Source organism: Pseudomonas sp. FA117 (assembly GCF_057370475.1).
In genome coordinates, this window is sequence record NZ_CM170675.1 from 4,540,117 (window position 1) to 4,561,481 (window position 21,365).

The window sequence follows — 21,365 nt, forward strand, 5'->3', positions numbered from 1 at the left end:
CGCTGCGCCTGGGGCTTTCGGTGACCCTGATGGGCGCCGCGCTGGTCCTGCTGCTGGCCTGCCTGGCCGTGTTCGCCCTCGACCACGAACTGGACAGCCGCGCCCGTCGCGACCTGGCGCGCAAGATGCTGCAGGTCGAGCACAACCTGCGCGTCGACCTGCGCAGCGACGACCTCGGTAGCCGCGCCCATCCGCTGCTCGACCTGGTGATGGGGCACGACAACCTCAGCCTGAGCATCCTCGCCCTCAACGGCCGCCACCCCGCGCTACTGAGCCTGGGACCGGCCCTGGAAGCGCAAGCGCTGCGCCAGTTGCCCGCAGGACAACAGCCGGCCTTCATGGCGTGGCGCGACAGCGACGGGCGTCAACTTCTGACCGTCACCCAGTTGATGCGCCTGCGCGACAACCAGCCGGTGCGGGTGATGATGTCGCTGGACCGCGCCGACGACAACGCTCTGCTCCACGCCTACCTGAACTCGACCCTACTGGCACTGCCGGTGCTGCTGCTGCTGATCGGCATAGGCGCCTGGAAGCTGGTGCAGCGCGGGCTCGACCCACTGCGCCGGTTTCGCCGCATCGCCGGGCAGATCTGCGCCCACCAGCTCACCCACCGCCTGCCGAGCACAGGGCTGCCCCAGGAGCTGGCGGAACTGGCGGCCAGCATCAACATCATGCTCGAGCGCCTCGATCAGGGCGTGCGCCAGCTGTCGCAGTTTTCCGACGACCTGGCCCACGAGCTGCGCACACCGATCAGCAACCTGATGGGCAAGGCCCAGGTCACGCTGTCCCGCGAGCGCGACGGCGAGCACTACCGCGAGGCGCTGGAAGACAGCGTCGAGGAGCTCACCCGCCTCAATCGCATCATCAACGACATGCTGTTTCTGGCCCAGGTCAGCCAGCCTCAGGCCCAGACCATGCTCAAGCCGCTGGCCCTGGCCGATGAAACCGCGCGGGTGATGGAACTGTTCGACTTCAGCGCCGAACTCAAGGGGATCGAACTGCGTGCACACGGCTGGGGCACGGCATTGGCCGACCGCTTGATGTTCCAGCGTGCACTGTCGAATCTGCTGAGCAACGCCATTCGCCACAGCCCGCATGACCAGGTGATCGAACTGGGCATCGAGCGGCGCCAGGACCAGGTGTGGTTATGGGTGCAGAATCAGGGGCCCGGGATCGACCAGGCGCATCTGACGCAGCTGTTCGAGCGTTTCTACCGTGTCGGCTGTGGCCGCTCGCGGCTGGAGGGCGGAACGGGGCTGGGCCTGGCGATCGTGAAGTCGATCATGCAGTTGCATGGCGGCCGGGTCGAGGTGAGCAGCAGTGCAACCGGCCCCACCCGCTTCAGCCTGGTGTTCCAGGCCGAATGACGGTTGGCTGGACTGCCCTCTTCGCGGGCAAGCCCGCTCCTGCAGGGATTGAGTTGGCTTTTGGATTTTGAGCAACCTGGACCTGTGGGAGCGGGCTTGCCCGCGAAGAGAGCGCCGCGATATCAGCGCGAAGCCGCCACGATCAAGGCCTTCATCTCGGCCACCGCCGCCTTGAAGCCGACGAACAGCGCATGCGCCACCAGCGCGTGACCGATGTTCAGCTCATTGATGCCCTTGATCGCCGCCACGGCCTCGACGTTGTGGTAATGCAGGCCATGGCCGGCATTGACGATCAGCCCCTGCCCCACGCCGAAGGCCACGCCATCGACGATGCGCTTGAGCTCCTCGGCCACCTCGGTGGGCGTCTGCGCATCGGCGTAACGGCCGGTATGCAGTTCGACGGCCGGCGCCCCGACGCGACGGGAGGCCTCGATCTGCCGCTCGTCGGCATCGATGAACAGCGACACCTCGGCACCGGTACGGGCCAGGCGCTCGACGGCGGCCTTGATCCGCGCCTCCTGCCCGGCCACATCCAGGCCGCCCTCGGTGGTCAGCTCCTGGCGGGTCTCCGGCACCAGGCAGATATGCGCCGGGCGGATCTTCTCGGCGAAGGCCATCATTTCTTCGGTGACGCCCATCTCGAAGTTCATGCGCGTCTGCAGCACGTCCTTGAGCAACAGCACATCGCGCTCCTGGATGTGCCGGCGGTCTTCGCGCAGGTGCACGGTGATGCCATCGGCACCCGCTTCCTCGGCGTCCAGGGCGGCCTTGACCGGATCTGGATAGCGCGTGCCCCGGGCCTGGCGCAGGGTCGCCACGTGGTCGATGTTGACGCCGAGAAGCATGCGGTTGCTGTGAGTCACGAAAGGCTCTCCTGAAGGTTTAGCCCCACAGCATACGACGTGCTCAGCGCTTGCGAAACAGTTCCCGGCTGACCAGTGGCCTGGGCCCCAGATGAACGGCCAGCGCCTGGCGCATCAGGCGCTTGGCGGCGAGCAGCGCCCCGGGCGCCTCCCACTCGGCCTCGGCCAGGGCCAGCAGCTCGGTGCCGCTGAACAACCCGGGCTGGAGCAGCTCGACCCGCTCAAGCCCGGCGTCGACCTGCAGCCGATAGCGCCCCTCGGCAACCACGGGGTCATCGTTCACGTCGTGGGTCAGCGAGAAGGCGTAGCCCAGTTCGTCCAGCAGGCGCCATTCGAAGGCGCGCAGCAGCGGCTCCAGCGGGCGACCGGCGGCCAGCGCCTCGAGGGTCAGGGTGTAATGCTCGAACAGGGCAGGAAACGGCGCTTCGGCAGGGAGCAGGCGCATCAGCAACTCGTTGAGATACAGACCGCTGAACAGCGCGTCGCCGTGCAGCCACCCGGCAAGGCCGACCGTATCCAACCGACCGACGTTCTTCAACTCGCCCCGCCCGCGCAGCTCGACCTCCAGCGGCACGAAGGGGCGCACCGGGCTGCCGCCCTTGCCCCGCGCACGCCTGAGCACCGCCCGCACCCGGCCCTGGGCGGTGAAGAAGTCCACCAGCGCACTGGTTTCCTTGTAGGCGCGGCTGTGCAGGACGTAGGCGGGTTGCGGGGAGGGTTGGTCCATGAGCGGTCACTCGGTCTCAGGCAAAGCGCACATCTGTAGGAGCGGGCTTGCCCGCGAAGAAGCCAGCCCAAGCACCGTGGATGCATGGCACGGGCGTTGCCCGTGTTCGCGGGCAAGCCCGCTCCTACAAGGTGCGCGGCGAGGCTTAGAGGTCGCCGTAACCCAGCGAACGCAGTGCCCGTTCGTCGTCGGACCAGCCACCCTTGACCTTCACCCACAGGTTGAGCATGACCTTGGAGTCGAACAGCACTTCCATGTCCTTGCGCGCCTCGGAGCCGATGCGCTTGATGCGCTCGCCCTTGTCGCCGATGATGATCTTCTTCTGGCCATCACGCTCGACCAGGATCAACGCGTGGATGTGCAGCACATGGCCCTGCTGCTTGAATTCCTCGATCTCGACGGTGATCTGGTACGGCAGCTCGGCGCCGAGCTGGCGCATGATCTTCTCGCGTACCAGTTCGGCGGCCAGGAAGCGGCTGCTGCGGTCGGTGATCTGGTCTTCCGGGAAGAAATGCTCGTTTTCCGGCAGGTGCCTGGCAATCTGGGCTTCCAGCGCGTCGAGGTTGTGCCCCTGCTGCGCCGAAATCGGCATCACTTCGGCGTTCGGCAGCTGTTCTTGCAGCCACTGCAGGTGCGGGATCAACTCGGCCTTTTCTTCCATGCGATCGGTCTTGTTGACCGCGATGATCAGCGGGCCGGTCACGTACTGCACACGCTCGAGCACCAGTTGGTCCTCGTCGGTCCAGCGGGTGCGGTCGACCACGAAGATCACCACGTCGACATCCTTGAGCGCTGCCGAGGCGTTGCGGTTCATGTAGCGGTTCAGGGCCTTGTCGTTGGCCTTGTGCATGCCGGGGGTGTCGACATAGATCGCCTGCACGTCACCCTCGGTCTTGATGCCGAGCATGTTGTGGCGGGTGGTCTGGGGCTTGCGCGAAGTGATCGCCAGCTTCTGCCCGAGGATGTGGTTGAGCAGCGTGGACTTGCCCACGTTCGGGCGACCGACGATGGCCACGTAACCGCAGCGGGTCGGATTGTTCTCAGTCATTGCCATTCTCCACGCCCAGGGCGATCAATGCAGCGGCGGCGGCGACCTGCTCGGCGATACGCCGGCTCACGCCCTGGCCGCGGCTCTTGTTGTTCAGCAGCACCACTTCGCATTCGACGAAGAAGGTACGGCAATGAGGTTCGCCCTGGATGTCCACCACTTCGTAACGTGGCAGCTCGCAGGCACGCGACTGCAGGTATTCCTGCAGACGGGTCTTGGGGTCCTTGTTGGTGTCGACCAGCGTCAGCCCGCCGAACTCGCCGGCCAGCCAGGCGAGGATACGCTCGCGGGCGGTCTGCATGTCGGCATCCAGGTAGATCGCGCCGATCAGCGCCTCGAGCGCATCGGCCAGGATCGACTCACGGCGGAAGCCGCCGCTCTTGAGCTCGCCCGAACCCAGGCGCAGGTAGTCGCCCAGGTCGAAGCCACGGGCCAGGCGGGCCAGGGTCTCACCCTTGACCAGGCGTGCGCGCAGGCGCGACAGCTGGCCTTCGCGGGCCTGGGGGAAACGCTCGAACAGCGCCTCGCCCGCCACGAAATTGAGGATGGCATCGCCGAGAAACTCCAGGCGCTCGTTGTTGCGCCCGGCATAACTGCGGTGCGTGAGCGCCAGGAGCATCTGGTCCTGGTTCTTGAAGGTATAGCCGAGCTTGCGCTCCAGGCGTTCGAGGGAAGCGCTCATGCGGCCACCCCTTCGTTGTTAAACGCGTTCAAATCAACATCCTGAAAGACTGTTTGGCTGTGTCACGCCGTCGTGTGGCGGCGAATTTACCCATCCCTGAGAACACAGCCTATGTCAGAAATGCATTCGGCGCTGTGTGGGACAGCGCCGAGGGGTATCAATGGATCAAGCCGACCCGCGACAGGTTGGGGAAGTGGCTGAGCTTGGGCTCCGGCCAGCTCATCCAGACCGCGAAGGCCTTGCCGACGATGTTGCGGTCCGGGACCATGCCCTGCAGCTCGCGCGGGATGCTCGGATCGTCCCAGTAACGGCTGTCGTTGGAGTTGTCGCGGTTGTCGCCCATCATGAAGTAGTAACCGGCCGGCACTGTCCATTGCTGGTCAGGCGGCATGCGATAGCGGCTCATCTCCTTGCGGATCAGGTGCTCGGCTTCGCCCAGTTTTTCCTTGTACAGCTCGGCACTGCCCAGCGATCCGGCTTCGGTGCCGACCAGCTGCTCGGCGACCAGCTGGTCGTTGACGTACAGGTGCTTCTCGTTGGTGTAGCGGATCCGGTCGCCCGGCAAGCCGACCACACGCTTGATGTAGTTGACGTTCGGGTCGCTCGGGTAGCGGAACACCATGACGTCCCCGCGCTGCGGATCACCGACTTCGATGACCTTCTTGTCGATCACCGGCAGGCGGATGCCGTAGGAGAACTTGTTCACCAGGATGAAGTCGCCCACTTCCAGGGTCGGCTTCATCGAACCCGACGGGATCTGGAAGGGTTCGACCAGGAACGAGCGCAGCACCAGCACGATGAACAGCACCGGGAAGAACGACTTGCCGTACTCGACCAGCAACGGCTCCTTGTTCAGGCGCTCGACCACCGCGACCTCGGGCTGGCTGACGCTGCCCTGGTAGTTGGCGATAGCCGCCCGCCGGCGCGGGGCCAGGAACAGCAGATCGATCAGACCCAACAGGCCGCAGACGGCTACGGCGATGACTAGCAACAGCGGGAAATTTAGCGACATAGGACCTAGCTATCCAACCTGAGCACAGCGAGGAAGGCTTCCTGTGGAATCTCCACGTTACCCACCTGCTTCATGCGTTTCTTACCGGCCTTCTGCTTCTCCAGCAGTTTCTTCTTACGGCTGACGTCACCGCCATAGCATTTAGCCAGTACGTTCTTTCTGAGCGCCTTGACAGTGGTCCGCGCGATGATCTGGCCGCCGATAGCTGCCTGGATCGCCACGTCGAACATCTGCCGAGGAATCAGTTCCTTCATCTTCTCGGTCAACGCACGGCCTTTGTAGGCCGCGTTGTCGCGGTGCACGATCAATGCCAGGGCATCGACCTTGTCGCCGTTGATCAGCACGTCCAGCTTGACCAGGTTGGCCGACTGGTAGCGATCGAAATGATAGTCCAGCGAAGCGTAGCCGCGGCTGGTGGATTTGAGACGGTCGAAGAAGTCCAGCACCACTTCGTTCATCGGCATGTCGTAGCGCACCTGCACCTGGCTGCCGAGGAACTGCATGTCGCGCTGCACGCCACGTTTCTCGATGCACAGGGTGATGACGTTGCCCAGGTGCTCCTGCGGCACAAGAATCGTCGCGGTGACGATCGGCTCGCGGAAGTCTGCAACCGCCGAAACGTCAGGCAGTTTCGAGGGGTTGTCGACGACGATGGTTTCGCCGGTCTTGAGTTCGAGCTCGTAGATCACGCTCGGCGCGGTGGTGATCAGGTCCAGGTCGTATTCGCGCTCCAGGCGCTCCTGGATGATCTCCATGTGCAGCATGCCGAGGAAGCCGCAACGGAAGCCGAAGCCCAGGGCATCGGAGCTTTCCGGCATGTACTGCAGCGACGAGTCGTTGAGCGTCAGTTTCTGCAGGGCGTCGCGGAAGTCCTCGAAATCGTCGGAACTGACCGGGAACAGGCCGGCGTAGACCTGCGGCTGGATCTTCTTGAAGCCCGGCAGCACTTCGACCTCGGGGGTCGAGGACAGGGTCAGGGTGTCACCGACCGGCGCACCGTGGATGTCCTTGATGCTGGCGATGATGAAGCCCACTTCACCGGCCTTGAGGTCGGCAGTGGCAGTGTGTTTCGGGGTGAATACGCCGACGCTGTCGACCAGGTGCACCTTGCCGGTGGACTTGACCAGGATCTTGTCGCCCTTCTTCACGCGGCCCTGGCGCACACGCACCAGCGACACGACGCCCAGGTAGTTGTCGAACCAGGAGTCGATGATCAGGGCCTGCAGCGGGGCATCGATCTCACCGGTCGGCGCGGGGATGGTCTGCACCAGGCGCTCGAGCACCTCGTCCACGCCCATGCCGCTCTTGGCACTGCAGGCCACGGCGTCGGTGGCGTCGATGCCGATGATCTTCTCGATCTCGTCCTTGACACGGTCCGGGTCGGCCTGGGGCAGGTCCATCTTGTTCAGCACCGGCATGACTTCCAGTCCCTGCTCGATGGCGGTGTAGCAGTTGGCGACCGATTGCGCCTCGACGCCCTGGCCGGCATCGACCACCAGCAACGCGCCCTCGCACGCCGCCAGCGAACGCGAGACTTCATAGGTGAAGTCGACGTGGCCGGGGGTATCAATGAAGTTCAGCTGGTAGGTTTTGCCGTCCTGCGCCTTGTAATGCAGGGTGACGCTGTGGGCCTTGATGGTGATACCGCGTTCACGCTCGAGGTCCATGGAATCGAGGACCTGGGCTTCCATCTCGCGCGCCGACAGGCCACCGCACATCTGGATGAAACGGTCGGCCAGCGTCGACTTGCCATGGTCGATGTGGGCGATGATGGAGAAATTGCGGATATGACTCAAATCACTCACGGGTCAACACTCGAAAAGGCTGCGAGCCGGACGCCCGCGGAAAAATAGCCGGGAATTGTACCTGAACCCGAAGGGATATGGGAGATTCCTCTGTCGCCACCCGCCCCCGCAAATGCGCGCTGGCTTCGCGTCATGCCCTGATATTCCCATAGAAAACCATGACATGCTCATGAAAAAGGGCAGCCGAAGCTGCCCTTTCCTACATTTCACTCAGCTTATTCAGCCAACTTGAAGGTGATGAAGCTGGCACGGCCCTGGCGCAGCACGCGCATGGACACCGAGCGGTTCTTCGGCAGGTCCTTGGCGATCTCGGTGAACTGCTTGGCCGAGCCGATCGCCTGGTTGTTCAGGTGGCTGATGACATCGCCCGGACGCAGGCCGATCAGCGCCGCCGGACCATCCTGGACTTCCTTGATGACCACGCCGCCCTTGAGTTCGAGCGACTTCTTCTGCTCGTCGCTGAGGTCGGCGACCGACACGCCCAGGCGGTTGCTGTTGCGTTCAGCGCCCGCCTGGCCACCGGTGCCGATGTCGGCGTCGTCTTCAGGCAGCGCGCCGATGGTGACGTCGAGGGTCTGGCGCTTGCCTTCGCGGATGATCTCGAGCTTGGCTTTCTGGCCATCCTTCAGGCCGCCGACCAGGTGCGGAAGGTCGGCGGACATGACGATCGGCTGGCCGTTCATGCTCAGGATCACGTCACCTACCTGCAGGCCGCCCTTGGCCGCCGGACCGTTTTCCAGCACCTGGGCCACCAGCGCACCGGCTGGTTTGTCCAGGCCGAAGGATTCAGCCAGGTCCTTGTTGACCTCCTGGATCACCACGCCGAGCCAGCCACGGCTGACCTTGCCGTCTTTCTTCAACTGGTTGGAGACATCGATCGCGACGTCGATCGGAATGGCGAACGACAGGCCCATGAAGCCGCCGGAACGGGTGAAGATCTGCGAGTTGATGCCCACGACCTCACCTTTCATGTTGAACAGCGGGCCACCGGAGTTGCCGGGGTTGATCGCAACGTCGGTCTGGATGAACGGCACGTAGGTGTCGTTGGGCAGCGTACGGCCCTTGGCGCTGACGATGCCCTTGGTCACCGAGTGGTCGAAGCCGAACGGCGAACCAATGGCCAGTACCCACTCACCAACCTTGAGCTTCTCCGAATCGCCCAGCTTGACGGTCGGCAGGTTCTTGCCGTCGACCTTCAGCAGGGCCACGTCGGTGCGCGGGTCGGTGCCGACCAGCTTGGCCTGCAGCTCGCTGCGGTCGGACAGGCGGACGATGATCTCGTCGGCATCGGCAACCACGTGGTTGTTGGTCAGCACATAACCGTCGCTTGAGATGATGAAGCCCGAACCCAGCGACTGCGCCTCGCGCTGGCGATCACCACGTGGGGAGCGCGGCTGCTGCGGCATGTTGCGCTCGAAGAACTCGCGGAACATCGGCGGCAGGCCCTCGAGGTCGGGCATCTGGCCGGCGGCGACGCGACGATCCGGCAGTTTCTGCTTGGTACTGATGTTGACCACCGCCGGCGAGGCCTGCTCGACCAGGGTGGTGAAGTCCGGCAGGGCTTCCTCGGCCTGGGCGGTGAGCACCTGGCCGAGCATCAGCACGGCGGCGAACATCGAGAGGTAGGATTTCAAGCGTGGTATTGACATACGGCTCCCGTCACAACGAGCGTAGTTAGCAGAAGGGCCCCTGCAGATGCAGGAAAGGCCAGACTCCAGGGAGTCTGACCTATAGAAAATTTACCAGTTGATTGCAAATGACAATGCTTTAATTTCATGTCAGCCGCGAGCCCGGCGACCTGTAGGAAAGGTCTCGGACGGTCATTGCCGTGCCTGGACATCCTGGGCGCGCATCGACAATGCCACGCGTTCGGCCGTACCCAGCGGGATTTCCCCCACCACCGTGACCATGACCTTGCCCTTCGGCGTGTTCAGGTGCCGCGAGACGGCAACGGTCGGCCCGAGCTGCACACGGGTGTCGGTACCGCCATCGTCCTTGAGCGGCTCGAGGAACACCGAAAAGCGTGCCAGGCCATCGTCATACATCAGGCTGCTGACCGTGCTGTTGCGCTCGGGGTCCCGACGCACCGCACTGTTGACCAGTTCGAAACCCGGCGGCAGCCAGTCGGAGCGCCAGCCGGCAACCGTTTCGGATTTCGCCGCGGCCACAGGCTGCACCGGCTTGCACGCAGCGCTGGGCTGCAGGTCGCGATCGGTGGGGGTGTCATCGGTGTCCAGCCGCGTCATCTGGAAACGCTCGAGCAACTGGCCCTTGTCGTTGAGCATCAACGACCGCAGCGGCAGGCCGGTGCGGCGGTCCAGGTGCAATTCGAACGCATAGCGGTGCGGGTCACGAGGGGTGAGGCTGACGATCACTGCATCGCGCCCGGCGACGCGCGATTTGCCGGCCACGCTCAGGTCGTACCAGCTCATCAGCTTGAGGGGATCGAGCACACGCGGGGCGGAATCGGGCGGAGCACCGACGCCGCTGACCAGGGATCCACTGACGCACTGCACCTTGCCATCGACCCGCACGATTTCCTGGGCGGCGCCATCGAGCTGCAGCAGCCGCTCGCTGATACTTGCGCCCTGGACGCGATGCCAGATGTCGTGGGAAGAGAAACTGCCGTTACGTTCGTAGACGAAGGAACCCTGGTAACTCTGCTCTTGCTCGGCCCGTGCCAGCCTGTTCAGCCACTCGCTCGCCTCGGGCGAGGAGTTGGCTGCCAATGCCGGCACCGCCATGCAGCTGCACAGAAGCAGCGGCAGGAGAGGTAGCGCGCGCATGATCCTCCTTACTTAGCGGTTTTCCAGGCTGGCAGCGCGAGCGTAAGGCAGGGCGGTTTCGCTGCCCTTGAGCGCAGACTCCTGGGCATGCTGGCGCAGGTAGCCCGGCAGACGCTGGTCCCAGCCGGCCTGGTTCTGCAGCACACCGTTGGCCATCGGCCCGGTCGCCTGCTCGCTGCTCTCGCTGTAGCCTGCCAGCACGGCCGGGCCCTGGGCCTGAGGCACAGTGATGCCCTGCTGGACCGGTTGCTGCGAAGCGAGCTGCGCACCGGTGATTTCGTCCTGGTTGTACAGGCGTACGCCTGCCAGCACGGCGACGGTCACCGAAGCGGCAACCGCCAGGCGCCCGATGCTGCGCCACGGGCCACGCTTGGCCTTGACCGGCACGGCTTCGTCAGCCAGGGCGGCGGAAACGGCCGAAGCGATGTCGAGGTTGGGCAGCAGCAGTTCCTTGTGCATGGCTGCGCGGGCTACCTGGTAACGCGACCAGGTGGCACGGGTTTCGGCATCATCGACCGCGTTCAGCACGCGACGTAATTCCAGTTCGTCCGCTTCGTTATCCATTACCGCGGACAGCGATTCCTGCAAAGCTTCACGACTCATGGCGGTTCCTCTCTTGGCTGTCGCCGCTGTCTCAGGTTTCCTGCAACAGAGGCTGCAGGGCTTTGTCTATGGCCTCCCGAGCGCGGAAGATTCGAGAGCGCACGGTACCCACCGGACATTGCATGACACTGGCAATGTCTTCGTAACTCAGTCCGTCGAACTCGCGCAGGGTCAGTGCCGTACGCAGGTCTTCGGGCAGTTGCTGGATGGTGCGATGGACAGTGCCTTCGATTTCATCCCGCAACAACGAGCGCTCTGGGGACTCGAGATCCTTGAGACCATGATCGCCGTCGTAGAACTCCGCATCCTCGGAGCTCACATCGCTGTCTGGTGGCCGTCTTCCACGGGACACCAGGTAGTTCTTCGCCGTGTTGATGGCGATGCGGTACAGCCACGTGTAGAACGCACTGTCGCCGCGAAAGTTGCCAAGCGCACGGTAGGCCTTGATGAAGGCTTCCTGCGCCACGTCCTGCGCTTCATGGGTGTCGTGTACAAAACGCACGATCAACCCGAGAATCTTGTGCTGATACTTCAGCACCAACAGATCGAACGCTCGCCTGTCACCACGCTGCACGCGCTCGACAAGCTGCTGATCCTCTTCCTGGGTTAGCATGAACACTCCTCAGTGAACTCAAAGGAGCGTTGCGACAGCCATCGTTCAGGCTTGCAACCATAGACTCGGGCTTTGCGCAAAAGTTCTCCCCTCCAAGCAAGTTTCCTGCGGCCTCTGGTCGGCTCGCACGAAAAAGACACAGCGCGGTCGCAGCCGGCTGCGTCGATAATCGGTGTTTCGAATACACAGGTGTCAGCCCGGATAGAGCTGCCGCCCTGCGTCGCCTTGGCAATCGCGGCAGACGGGCAGCCTTCTTAGGATTTCCGGGGGTGCCGGAAAGTTCCCGCAAAGCGATCGGCCCGTGCAACCGCCATTGGAAATCATCGCCCCGGGGCTGCTATAAAGGCATCCCGGCAGGTTTCACGATAGTTTCACAATGCCATATGCGCAGGGCTATTGTGCCGCCCCCCTTCACTAGTTACCAGTGTCCCGACATGAGCCAACAATTCCAACATGATGTCCTGGTGATCGGCAGTGGTGCCGCCGGTCTCAGCCTGGCACTCAACCTCCCCGGCCATCTGCGCATCGCCGTGCTGAGCAAGGGCGACCTGGCCAATGGTTCGACCTTCTGGGCCCAGGGTGGGGTCGCGGCAGTGCTGGACGATACCGATACGGTCCAGTCGCACGTCGAGGACACCCTCAACGCCGGTGGCGGCCTGTGCCATGAAGACGCCGTGCGTTTCACCGTCGAGCACAGCCGCGAGGCCATCGAATGGTTGATCGAGCAAGGCGTGCCCTTCACCCGTGACGACCACCACGGCGTCGACGACGGCGGATTCGAGTTCCACCTCACCCGCGAGGGCGGGCACAGCCATCGGCGCATCATCCATGCCGCCGACGCAACGGGCGCGGCGATCTTCACCACCCTGCTGGAGCAGGCGCGCCAGCGCCCGAACATCGAACTGCTCGAACAGCGCGTGGCCGTGGACCTGATCACCGAACGGCGCCTGGGCCTGCCCGGTGATCGCTGCCTGGGCGCCTACGTGCTGGACCGCAACAGCGGCGAGGTGGACACCTTCGGCGCTCGCTTCACGGTACTGGCCACAGGCGGCGCGGCCAAGGTCTACCTGTACACCAGCAACCCCGACGGCGCCTGCGGCGATGGCATCGCCATGGCCTGGCGTGCCGGCTGCCGGGTCGCCAACCTGGAGTTCAACCAGTTCCACCCGACCTGCCTGTACCACCCCCAGGCCAAGAGTTTCCTGATCACCGAGGCCCTGCGCGGCGAAGGTGCGCTGCTGCGCCTGCCCAACGGCGAGCGCTTCATGCCGCGTTTCGACCCGCGCGAGGAACTGGCGCCACGGGACATCGTCGCCCGTGCCATCGACCATGAAATGAAGCGCCTGGGCGTGGACTGCGTGTACCTGGACATCACCCACAAGCCCGTGGAGTTCATCAAGAGCCACTTCCCCACCGTCTACGAGCGCTGCCTGACCTTCGGCATCGACATCACCCGCCAGGCCATCCCGGTGGTACCGGCGGCGCACTACACTTGTGGCGGCGTGGTGGTCGACGACCGCGGCCACACCGACGTGCCTGGCCTCTACGCCATTGGCGAAACCAGTTTCACCGGCCTGCACGGTGCCAACCGCATGGCCAGCAACTCGCTGCTCGAATGCTTCGTCTATGGACGCGCCGCCGCAGCCGACATCGAGGCGCACCTGGACCAGGTGCAACGGCCCCAGGCCCTGCCCTGCTGGGACGCCAGCCAGGTGACCGACTCGGACGAGGACGTCATCATCGCGCACAACTGGGACGAGTTGCGGCGCTTCATGTGGGACTACGTCGGCATCGTGCGCACCAGCAAACGCCTGCAGCGAGCCGAACACCGGGTGCGCCTGCTGCTCGACGAGATCGACGAGTTCTACAGCAACTACAAGGTCAGCCGCGACCTGATCGAGCTGCGCAACCTGGCGCAAGTGGCGCAATTGATGATCCGCTCGGCCATGCAGCGCAAGGAGAGCCGCGGGCTGCACTACACACTGGATTATCCGGGGATGCTGGATGAGGCCAGGGATACGGTGCTGAGCCCGAGCTGAACTGCGCACCGATCGGTCATACGCAGGCCGGGGGCTTCAGCCGCCGGCCATCACCCATCGCCGGCGGCTGAACTTCAAGCGCACGCGAAGCCGCCGATGCTCGTCCACCCCCAGCGCGTCCCTGGGGATGCATTGGCTGCAGGCAACACGCCGGCCCTCACGGACGAAGCGCAACACCACCATCGCCGGCAATGCCACGCTGTCGCGACACAGCCTCACCCGCTCCCAGCCACAGGCACGGCTGAACACCTGCCAGCCGCGCGCATCGCGACGCAGGCCGGTCACGGCATCGGGATGGGTAAGCAGGATACGGCGGGGGATCAGCCAACGGGCGTGGGCAAGGCAGGCCATCTGCAGGCAGGTCGCCAGCCACCAGGGCGCGGCGGCGGACCACAGGGTGACGAATACCAGCACCTGCCCGACAAGGTAGGCCGTCAGCAGCAGGCGCGAGCCTTGCCAACGGCACTCGAAGCACTCACTTGGGCTGGACACGGTCCAGGATGATGCGGACCATGCGCTGCAGCTCAGGGTCTTCGGATTCGTTGCGCTCCATGAACCAGCCGAACATGTCCTGGTCTTCGCAGGTCAACAGGCGCCGGTACAGCTCGCGATCGGCTTCGCTCAGGCTCGGGTAGACCTCCTGGGTGAAGGGGACGAGCAGCACGTCCAGCTCCAGCATGCCGCGGCGGCTGTGCCAGAAAAGCCGGTTGAGTTCAGTTTGTTCGACCATGGGGCCCTCCTCGAATGGTCGCGCAGTATACCGCGACGCAAACGCAGCGGCACGAGGCATTGGTCTAGTCACCTACCTATTTTGTTACCGGCGTTCTATGATGGCCGCCAGTCTTTATAGCTACCGCGATGACCCATGGCCGACTCCGCTTTCTTCTGTCCCCTGTCCCACGAGGGCATCCTCGCCGTCCGCGGCTCCGATGCCGGCAAGTTCCTGCAAGGCCAGCTGACCTGCAACCTCGACTATCTGAGCCTGGAGCATGCCAGCCTTGGCGCCCGCTGCATGGTCAAGGGGCGCATGCAATCGAGCTTCCGCATCCTCCCCGAAGGCAATGGCTATCTACTGGCCATGGCCAGCGAGCTGCTCGATGCGCAATTGGCGGACCTGAAGAAATACGCGGTGTTCTCCAAGGCCACGCTGACCGACGAAAGCGCCGCCTGGGCGCGTTTCGGCCTGCAGCAGGGCGATGCCGCACTGCAGGCGCTGGGCCTTGCAGTGCCACAGGCTGCCGGCGCCACCGAGCGCCATGAGGGGCTGATTGCCATCGCCGTCTCGCCCGCGCGCGTGGAGCTGTGGGTGCCGGCCGAACAGGCTGCGGCCATCGGCGAGAAACTTGCCGCAACACTGGCGCAAGCGCCCCTGGACGCCTGGCTGCTGGGCCAGATCCGTGCCGGTATCGGCCAGGTCATGGGGCCGACCCGTGAACTGTTCATCCCACAGATGATCAACCTGCAGGCGGTCGATGGCGTGAGCTTCAAGAAGGGCTGCTATACCGGCCAGGAAATCGTTGCGCGCATGCAGTACCTGGGCAAGCTGAAGCGTCGCCAGTATCGCCTCTCGCTGCCCCTGGACGAAGTGCCCGCACCGGGTGCAGAGATCTTCTCGCCCACCCACGGCTCGTCGGTCGGCGAGGTGGTCATCGCGGCACCCGCCGAGCAGGGTGTCGAACTGCTGGCAGTGCTTAGCGCAGACTCGGTGGAAGACGACAACCTGCACCTGGGTAGTCTCGAAGGTCCACGCCTGACCCTGCTCGACCTGCCTTACGAACTGGACCGCGACCGAGAAATCCAGCGCTGACCAGCCTGCCCCGCCGCTACTGCGCGGGGCCGCCCCACCACTGCGGTAGAGAAGTCCATGAACAAGCTGGCCGAGATGGTTCAAGCGCAATTGCTCGCTGCCATCGACAACGACGACCTGGTCCTGCCCACGCTGCCCGAGGTTGCCCTGAGCATCCGCGAAGCCGCCGAAGACAGCGAGATCAGCGTGGCCGCCTTGAGCCGCGTGATCGGTCGCGATGCCGCCCTCTCGGCGCGCCTGATCAAGGTGGTCAACAGCCCGTTGCTACGGGCGCTGGTGGAAGTCACCGACCTGCACACCGCCATCACCCGCCTGGGCGTCAACTACAGCTGCAACCTGGCCATCGGCCTGGTGATCGAGCAGATCTTCCATGCCCGCTCGCCGGCGGTGGAAAGGAAGTTGCGCGATATCTGGGAAAACAGCCTTGAAGTAGCGGGCATCAGCTACGAAATCTGCCGACGCTACACCCATCTCAAACCCGACCAGGCCACCCTTGGCGGCCTGGTGCACCAGATCGGCGCCCTGCCGGTGCTGATCTACGCCGAAGAGCACAACGAGCTGCTGTCGGACCCGATTTGCCTGAACTACGTGATCGAGCAGATCCAGCCGGTGCTGGGCGACAAGATCCTCGGCGCCTGGGACTTCCCCGAGCAACTGGCCAACCTGCCCAGCCAGGTCCAGGACCTGGAGCGCGAGACCGACAAGATCGACTACATCGGCATCGTCCAGATCGCCCGAGCCCTGAGCCTGCGCGGGCGCGACCAGCCCTTGACCACCCTGCCCGCCTACCAGCTGCTGCGCCTGCCGGAAGGCAAGGAGCTGGACCTGATCGAACTGGTCGAGGCACGGAGCATGCTGCGCTGACAGCCGCGGCGGCGCCGCTCAGTCGGCGATGAAACTGACCCGTACCTTCAAGCCGCCGTTGTCACCGTCGTGCAGGCTGATCTGCGCCAGGTGCGCCCGGCAGATCTCCCCGACGATCGCCAACCCCAGCCCGCTGCCCTGCACGCTGCGTCGGTAGAAGCGCTCGAACACGCGCTCGCGGTCATCTTCGGGAATGCCCGGGCCGTCGTCCTCGACTTCCAGCACGGCGGGCGCCAGCACGCGCAGGATCACGTTGCCGCCCTGCGGGGTATGTGCCAGGGCGTTGTCCACCAGGTTGCTGAGCAACTCGTTGAGCAAGGTCGGCTCGCCCTTGAGCCACACGGGGGCCTCGGCCTCCAGCGCCAGGGCGACCCCGCGGGCGTGGGCCAGCGGCGCCATGGCCAGCCCCAGCTCGCGGGCCAGCTGGCTGAGGTCCAGGCGCTGGGCGCCGCCCTCGGCAATCGCCCGCGCACCGTTTTCCACGCGTGCCAGCGACAACAGCTGGTTGGCCAGGTGGGTCAGGCGGTCGGTGCCCTGGGCGGCGGACTCCAGGGTCTTGCGCCACTCCTGCGGCTCATGCGAGCGCAGCCCCAGCTCGACCCGCGCCTTGAGCGCCGCCAGTGGGGTACGCAGCTCGTGGGCGGCGTCGGCGATGAACTGCGCCTGGCGCTCGAACTGCCCGCGCAGGCGCTCGGTGAAGTGGTTCAGGGCGCGCACCAGCGGCCCCAGTTCATGCTGCACCTGCACCACCGGCAAGGCGCGCAGATCGTCGGGCTGGCGCTCCTCCACCGCCGTGCGCAGGCGCTCCAGGGGGCGCAGGGCGGCACTGACGGCAAACCACACCATCACCAATGCACCCAGCGCGAGCATGCCCAGGCGCAGCAGGGTGTCGGCCATCAACCCTCGCGCCATGCTGACCCGCGCCTCTTCGGTCTCGGCCACGCGAATCTCGGCCATACCGTTCATGTTCGGTTCGCTCACCGCCTTGAGCAGGCTGACCACGCGCACGTCCTGACCCAGGTAGGTGGCGTTGTAGAAACGGGCCAGCGCCGGATAGTCATCGGTGCGTGGCGTATCCGGCGGCGGTGGCGGCAGCTTCTCGTAGCCGGAAATCAGCTTCTGGTGGATGTCCAGCACCTGGTAGTAGATACGCCCGGCGCTGTCGTAGGCGAAGGTGTCCAGGGCCACGTAGGGCACATCGGCGCTGAGCGTGCCGTCGCGCTGGGAGAGGCCGGCGGCGATGGTTCGCGCCGAGGCCAGCAGGGTACGGTCGTAGGCGGTGTCGGCGGCTTCGCGACCGTTCCAGTAGGCGCTCAGGCCGCTGGCCAGCATCAGCACCACCAGCAGCAGCGCCAGGTTGCCGAGCAGGCGCCCGCGCAGGCTGCCGTTGTCACGCATCGCGGTGCTCGAGCAGGTAGCCCAGGCCGCGGAAGGTGACGATGGCCACCGGGTGGCCGTCGAGCTTCTTGCGCAGGCGATGGATGTAGATCTCGATGGCGTCGGGGCTGGCCTCTTCGTCCAGGCCGAACACCTGGGCGGCCAGCTGCTCCTTGCTCATCACCCGTCCGGGACGGGCGATCAGTGCCTCGAGCACGCTCTGCTCGCGCGAGGTCAGTGTCAGGGGATCTTCGCCGAGCGAGAAGCGCCGGGTATCGAGGTCGTAGACCAGCGGCCCGCAGCGCTGCTGACGCTCGCCACCGAGCACGCTGCGGCGCAGCAGGGCCTTGACCCGCGCCTCCAGTTCGGTGAGCTCGAAGGGCTTGGCCAGGTAGTCGTCGGCGCCCAGGTTCAGGCCATGGACGCGGTCCTTGACGTCGCTGCGCGCGGTGAGCATCAGCACCGGTACGGTCTTGCCGCGCGCGCGCAAGCGTGCCAGCACCTCGAAGCCGTCCATGCGCGGCAGGCCGACATCGAGCACGGCAACGGCGTAGTCCTCACTGGCCAGGGCCAGGTCGGCAGCGACGCCGTCGTGCAGTACATCCACGGTCAGGCCATGGCTCTTGAGGGCCTGGGCCACGCTTTCAGCCAGCGGCAGGTGGTCTTCGACCAGCAGCACACGCATTGGATTCTCCCTGCTCGGGTTGGGCGGTGGCGCGGAGTGTACCGCCGTCGCCGACGCTGTGAAGCCCCTTGTAACAAACCTTTCACGCTGAAAGGTTAGCGAAAGGTTCGTTACCTAGCATCGCACCACGGTCGCCCTACGCGCCGAAAAAAGCACCAGCAAGGTGCAACGAATAAGAACAATAAAACGGAGTCAGACGACGATGCTGTCAATGCAGCCCAGCCGGTCCCTTTCCGCCCGCCCTTCCACGCTCGCCAGCGCCATCGCCCTTGCCGGCGTTGCCCCGATGAGCCAGGCCGCCTTCTTCGAAGACAGTACGGCCACCTTCGAAACCCGCAACATGTACTTCAATCGCGACTTCCGCGATGGCACCAGTTCGCAGCAGTCCAAGCGCGACGAGTGGGCCCAGGGTTTCATGCTCAATTTCGAATCCGGCTACACCGACGGCACCGTGGGCTTTGGCCTCGACGCCCTGGGCATGCTCGGCATCAAGCTCGACTCCAGCAAGGACCGCACCGGTACCGGCCTGCTGCCGACCCATGACGACGGCAAGGCCGCCAACGAATACTCCAAGCTCGGGCTGACCGGCAAGGTCAGGATCTCGCAGACCGAGCTCAAGGTCGGCACGCTGATCCCGGAACTGCCGACCGTGCAGCCCAACGACGGGCGCATCCTGCCGCAGACCTTCGAAGGTGGCCTGCTCACCTCGCGCGAGATCAAGAACCTGACCTTCACCGGCGGGCGCCTGGAGAAGGCCAAGGACCGCGACGACACCAACTGGGAAGACCTGGCGCTGAACAACAAGAACGGCCGCTTCGGCGGCACGTTCCGCGCCGACCACTTCGACCTCGGCGGCCTGGACTACAAGTTCACCGACCGCATCACCGGCAGCTACCACTTCGCCCAGCTCGACGACATCTACCGCCAGCACTTCGTCGGCATGGTCGCCACGCAGCCCTGGGGGCCGGGCACCTTCGGCGCCGACCTGCGCCTGTCGAAAAGTGACGAACAGGGCAAGGCCCTGGCCGGCAAGATCGACAACACCACCTTCAACGGCATGCTCAGCTACGCGCTCAGCGGCCACAAGGTCAGCGCCGCCTACCAGCACCTGTCCGGCGACAGCGCCTTCCCCTACCTCGACGGCGCCGATCCGTACCTGGTCAACTTCGTCCAGATCAACGACTTCGCCGGCGCCGACGAACGCTCCTGGCAGGTGCGCTACGACTACAACTTCGCCTCCCTGGGCATCCCCGGCCTGACCTTCATGACCCGCTACCTCAGTGGCGACAACGTCAGCCGCGCCGATGGCAGCGAGGGCAAGGAGTGGGAACGCAACACCGAGTTCAAGTACGTGGTACAGAGCGGGCCGCTGAAGAACGTGGCAGTGCGCCTGCGCAACGCCACCTTCCGCTCCAACTTCGCCCGCGATGCCGATGAAGTCCGCCTGCTGGTCAGCTACAGCGTGGCCCTGTGGTAACCCATAACAACAACGCTCACGGAGATAGACGATGAACCTTTCACTGCGCCGACTCGTCCTGGCCACCGGCTGCCTGCTGCTGGCCGGCAACGCCCTGGCAGCCGAACCGAAACGCCCCGAATGCATCGCCCCGGCCTCGCCGGGCGGTGGTTTCGACCTGACCTGCAAACTGGTGCAGAGCGCACTGGTCGAGGAGAAGATCCTCAGCAAGCCGATGCGCGTCACCTACATGCCCGGCGGTGTCGGCGCGGTGGCCTACAACGCCGTGGTCGCCCAGCGCCCGGCCGATGCCGGGACGCTGGTGGCCTGGTCCAGCGGTTCGCTGCTGAACCTGGCCCAGGGCAAGTTCGGCCGCTTCGACGAGAACGCGGTGAAATGGCTGGCGGCCGTCGGCACCAGCTACGGCGCCATCGCAGTGAAGAGCGATTCGCCCTACAAGACCCTCGATGACCTGGTCGCCGCGCTGAAGAAGGACCCGAGCAAGGTGGTGATCGGCTCCGGCGGCACCGTCGGCAGCCAGGACTGGATGCAGACTGCACTGATCGCCAAGGCGGCCGGCATCAACCCGCGCGACCTGCGCTACGTGGCCCTGGAAGGCGGCGGTGAAATCGCCACCGCGCTGCTGGGCGGCCACATCCAGGTGGGCTCGACCGACATCTCCGACTCCATGCCACACATCCAGAGCGGCAACATGCGCATCCTCGCGGTGTTCTCCGAGAAGCGCCTGGACGAGCCTGAAATGAAGGATATCCCGACCGCCAAGGAACAAGGCTACGACATCGTCTGGCCAGTGGTGCGCGGTTTCTACCTCGGGCCGAAGGTGAGCGACGAAGACTACGCCTGGTGGAAGGAGTCCTTCGACAAGCTGCTGGCCTCCGAGGACTTCGCCAAGCTGCGTGACCAGCGCGAGCTGTTTCCGTTCGCCATGACCGGCGAGGAGCTCGATGGCTACGTGAAGAAGCAGGTCGCCGACTACAAGACACTGGCCAAGGAATTCGGCCTGATTCAGTAAGCCCCTGTGATCTCTGTGGGAGCGGGCTTGCCCGCGAATTCGCCAGTCGCAGCAGCATCGTTGCCTGGTCTGTCGCATTCGCGGGCAAGCCCGCTCCCACAGGGAAGCATGAAAGCCGCTTCCATCGAGGATTCCTTCATGATCCTGCAACGTCTCTTCGCCCTGGTCCTGCTGGCCGTGTGCGCCGCCCTCGCGGTGATGGCCTGGCCGTACCAGGCGGCGTTTTCCTATGAGCCGGTAGGCCCGCGTGCCTACCCGCTGCTGATGCTCGGCCTGATGAGCCTGGGCCTGCTGTACCTGGCGATCCGTCCGACACCCATCGTGCACAAGGACGACGAGGTGCCACTGGACCGCGAGACCCTGACCAAGATCGCCGCCTGCATCGGCCTGCTGATCGTCTTCGCCGCCACCTTCGAGCCGCTGGGCTTCATCCTCAGCGCCGTGCTCACCGGCCTGCCCATGGCCCGCCTGTACGGCGGCCGCTGGCTGCACAGCGCCATCGTGGTGGTGGGCATGAGCATCTTCCTCTACTGGCTGTTCGACCGGGTGATGGACGTCCCCCTGCCCCTCGGCCTGCTCGACGTACTGGAGAACTGAC

General features: G+C 64.9%; 21 protein-coding genes. 7 read left to right on the top strand and 14 right to left on the bottom strand.

Features of this window, described 5'->3' with window-relative positions; genetic code table 11:
* Nucleotides 1-29: 29 nt before the first annotated feature.
* Complete coding sequence (locus tag AC1TXO_RS20980) at nucleotides 30-1,367, top strand: heavy metal sensor histidine kinase (RefSeq protein WP_486406877.1); 1,338 nt, start codon at nucleotides 30-32, stop codon at nucleotides 1,365-1,367.
* Nucleotides 1,368-1,489: 122 nt separating this feature from the next.
* Here AC1TXO_RS20980 and pdxJ read toward each other — a convergent pair whose 3' ends face one another.
* The 10 genes from pdxJ to rpoE all read right to left on the bottom strand — a co-directional run bounded on the left by pdxJ (nucleotide 1,490) and on the right by rpoE (nucleotide 11,506).
* Entirely contained in the window at nucleotides 1,490-2,212 is a 723-nt protein-coding gene (pdxJ, locus tag AC1TXO_RS20985; RefSeq protein ID WP_486406878.1) for a pyridoxine 5'-phosphate synthase, read from the bottom strand.
* Nucleotides 2,213-2,273: 61 nt separating this feature from the next.
* Entirely contained in the window at nucleotides 2,274-2,957 is a 684-nt protein-coding gene (recO, locus tag AC1TXO_RS20990) for a DNA repair protein RecO (protein WP_486403511.1), read from the bottom strand.
* 145 nt (nucleotides 2,958-3,102) lie between these two features.
* A complete protein-coding gene (gene era / locus AC1TXO_RS20995; protein WP_486403512.1) occupies nucleotides 3,103-4,005 on the bottom strand; it encodes a GTPase Era in 903 nt (300 codons plus the stop codon).
* Nucleotides 3,998-4,687, bottom strand: coding sequence for a ribonuclease III (rnc, locus tag AC1TXO_RS21000; RefSeq protein ID WP_486403513.1), 690 nt, complete (start codon nucleotides 4,685-4,687; stop codon nucleotides 3,998-4,000). Before rnc ends, era begins: the two co-directional genes overlap by 8 nt.
* A gap of 157 nt (nucleotides 4,688-4,844) precedes the next feature.
* Nucleotides 4,845-5,699, bottom strand: coding sequence for a signal peptidase I (gene lepB / locus AC1TXO_RS21005; protein ID WP_486403514.1), 855 nt, complete (start codon nucleotides 5,697-5,699; stop codon nucleotides 4,845-4,847).
* A gap of 5 nt (nucleotides 5,700-5,704) precedes the next feature.
* A complete protein-coding gene (gene lepA / locus AC1TXO_RS21010) occupies nucleotides 5,705-7,504 on the bottom strand; it encodes a translation elongation factor 4 (protein WP_486403515.1) in 1,800 nt (599 codons plus the stop codon).
* 215 nt (nucleotides 7,505-7,719) lie between these two features.
* The gene (locus AC1TXO_RS21015; protein ID WP_486406879.1) at nucleotides 7,720-9,120 is read right to left on the bottom strand and encodes a DegQ family serine endoprotease; all 1,401 of its coding nucleotides are present in this window, start codon (nucleotides 9,118-9,120) and stop codon (nucleotides 7,720-7,722) included.
* 204 nt (nucleotides 9,121-9,324) lie between these two features.
* Complete coding sequence (locus AC1TXO_RS21020; protein WP_486403516.1) at nucleotides 9,325-10,290, bottom strand: MucB/RseB C-terminal domain-containing protein; 966 nt, start codon at nucleotides 10,288-10,290, stop codon at nucleotides 9,325-9,327.
* A 12-nt stretch (nucleotides 10,291-10,302) separates the two neighbouring features.
* Nucleotides 10,303-10,893 (bottom strand): sigma-E factor negative regulatory protein, encoded by a 591-nt coding sequence (locus AC1TXO_RS21025; RefSeq protein ID WP_486403517.1) that lies wholly within the window; start codon nucleotides 10,891-10,893, stop codon nucleotides 10,303-10,305.
* Nucleotides 10,894-10,924: 31 nt separating this feature from the next.
* Nucleotides 10,925-11,506 carry an RNA polymerase sigma factor RpoE/AlgU gene (rpoE, locus tag AC1TXO_RS21030; protein ID WP_003252049.1) on the bottom strand — a complete coding sequence of 194 codons (582 nt, stop codon included), beginning with the start codon at nucleotides 11,504-11,506 and terminating at the stop codon, nucleotides 10,925-10,927.
* Nucleotides 11,507-11,940: 434 nt separating this feature from the next.
* Between rpoE and nadB the strand changes: the two genes are divergently transcribed.
* On the top strand, nucleotides 11,941-13,545 hold the full coding sequence (gene nadB, locus AC1TXO_RS21035; RefSeq protein ID WP_486403518.1) for an L-aspartate oxidase: 1,605 nt from the start codon (nucleotides 11,941-11,943) through the stop codon (nucleotides 13,543-13,545).
* Between the two features lie 36 nt (nucleotides 13,546-13,581).
* Here the strand turns inward: nadB and AC1TXO_RS21040 are convergent, their stop codons facing one another.
* Complete coding sequence (locus AC1TXO_RS21040) at nucleotides 13,582-14,037, bottom strand: protein YgfX (protein ID WP_486403519.1); 456 nt, start codon at nucleotides 14,035-14,037, stop codon at nucleotides 13,582-13,584.
* Nucleotides 14,021-14,275, bottom strand: coding sequence for an FAD assembly factor SdhE (locus tag AC1TXO_RS21045; RefSeq protein WP_414536045.1), 255 nt, complete (start codon nucleotides 14,273-14,275; stop codon nucleotides 14,021-14,023). The genes AC1TXO_RS21040 and AC1TXO_RS21045 overlap by 17 nt, the downstream gene beginning before the upstream one ends.
* 135 nt (nucleotides 14,276-14,410) lie before the next feature.
* On the opposite strand from AC1TXO_RS21045, the gene ygfZ reads away from it, so the two are divergent.
* Both ygfZ and AC1TXO_RS21055 read left to right on the top strand, forming a co-directional pair.
* Entirely contained in the window at nucleotides 14,411-15,352 is a 942-nt protein-coding gene (gene ygfZ / locus AC1TXO_RS21050) for a CAF17-like 4Fe-4S cluster assembly/insertion protein YgfZ (protein ID WP_486403520.1), read from the top strand.
* 57 nt (nucleotides 15,353-15,409) lie between these two features.
* On the top strand, nucleotides 15,410-16,216 hold the full coding sequence (locus AC1TXO_RS21055) for an HDOD domain-containing protein (RefSeq protein ID WP_486403521.1): 807 nt from the start codon (nucleotides 15,410-15,412) through the stop codon (nucleotides 16,214-16,216).
* 18 nt (nucleotides 16,217-16,234) lie between these two features.
* Here AC1TXO_RS21055 and AC1TXO_RS21060 read toward each other — a convergent pair whose 3' ends face one another.
* Nucleotides 16,235-17,614, bottom strand: coding sequence for a sensor histidine kinase (locus AC1TXO_RS21060; RefSeq protein WP_486403522.1), 1,380 nt, complete (start codon nucleotides 17,612-17,614; stop codon nucleotides 16,235-16,237).
* Nucleotides 17,607-18,278 carry a response regulator gene (locus AC1TXO_RS21065; protein ID WP_486403523.1) on the bottom strand — a complete coding sequence of 224 codons (672 nt, stop codon included), beginning with the start codon at nucleotides 18,276-18,278 and terminating at the stop codon, nucleotides 17,607-17,609. The genes AC1TXO_RS21060 and AC1TXO_RS21065 overlap by 8 nt, the downstream gene beginning before the upstream one ends.
* 202 nt (nucleotides 18,279-18,480) lie before the next feature.
* Between AC1TXO_RS21065 and AC1TXO_RS21070 the strand changes: the two genes are divergently transcribed.
* The 3 genes from AC1TXO_RS21070 (at nucleotide 18,481) to AC1TXO_RS21080 (ending at nucleotide 21,364) form a co-directional block, all read left to right on the top strand.
* Nucleotides 18,481-19,755 (top strand): OprD family porin, encoded by a 1,275-nt coding sequence (locus AC1TXO_RS21070; RefSeq protein WP_486403524.1) that lies wholly within the window; start codon nucleotides 18,481-18,483, stop codon nucleotides 19,753-19,755.
* 31 nt (nucleotides 19,756-19,786) lie between these two features.
* A complete protein-coding gene (locus tag AC1TXO_RS21075) occupies nucleotides 19,787-20,767 on the top strand; it encodes a Bug family tripartite tricarboxylate transporter substrate binding protein (protein ID WP_486403525.1) in 981 nt (326 codons plus the stop codon).
* A 138-nt stretch (nucleotides 20,768-20,905) separates the two neighbouring features.
* Nucleotides 20,906-21,364, top strand: coding sequence for a tripartite tricarboxylate transporter TctB family protein (locus AC1TXO_RS21080; protein WP_486403526.1), 459 nt, complete (start codon nucleotides 20,906-20,908; stop codon nucleotides 21,362-21,364).
* Nucleotide 21,365: the final 1 nt, after the last annotated feature.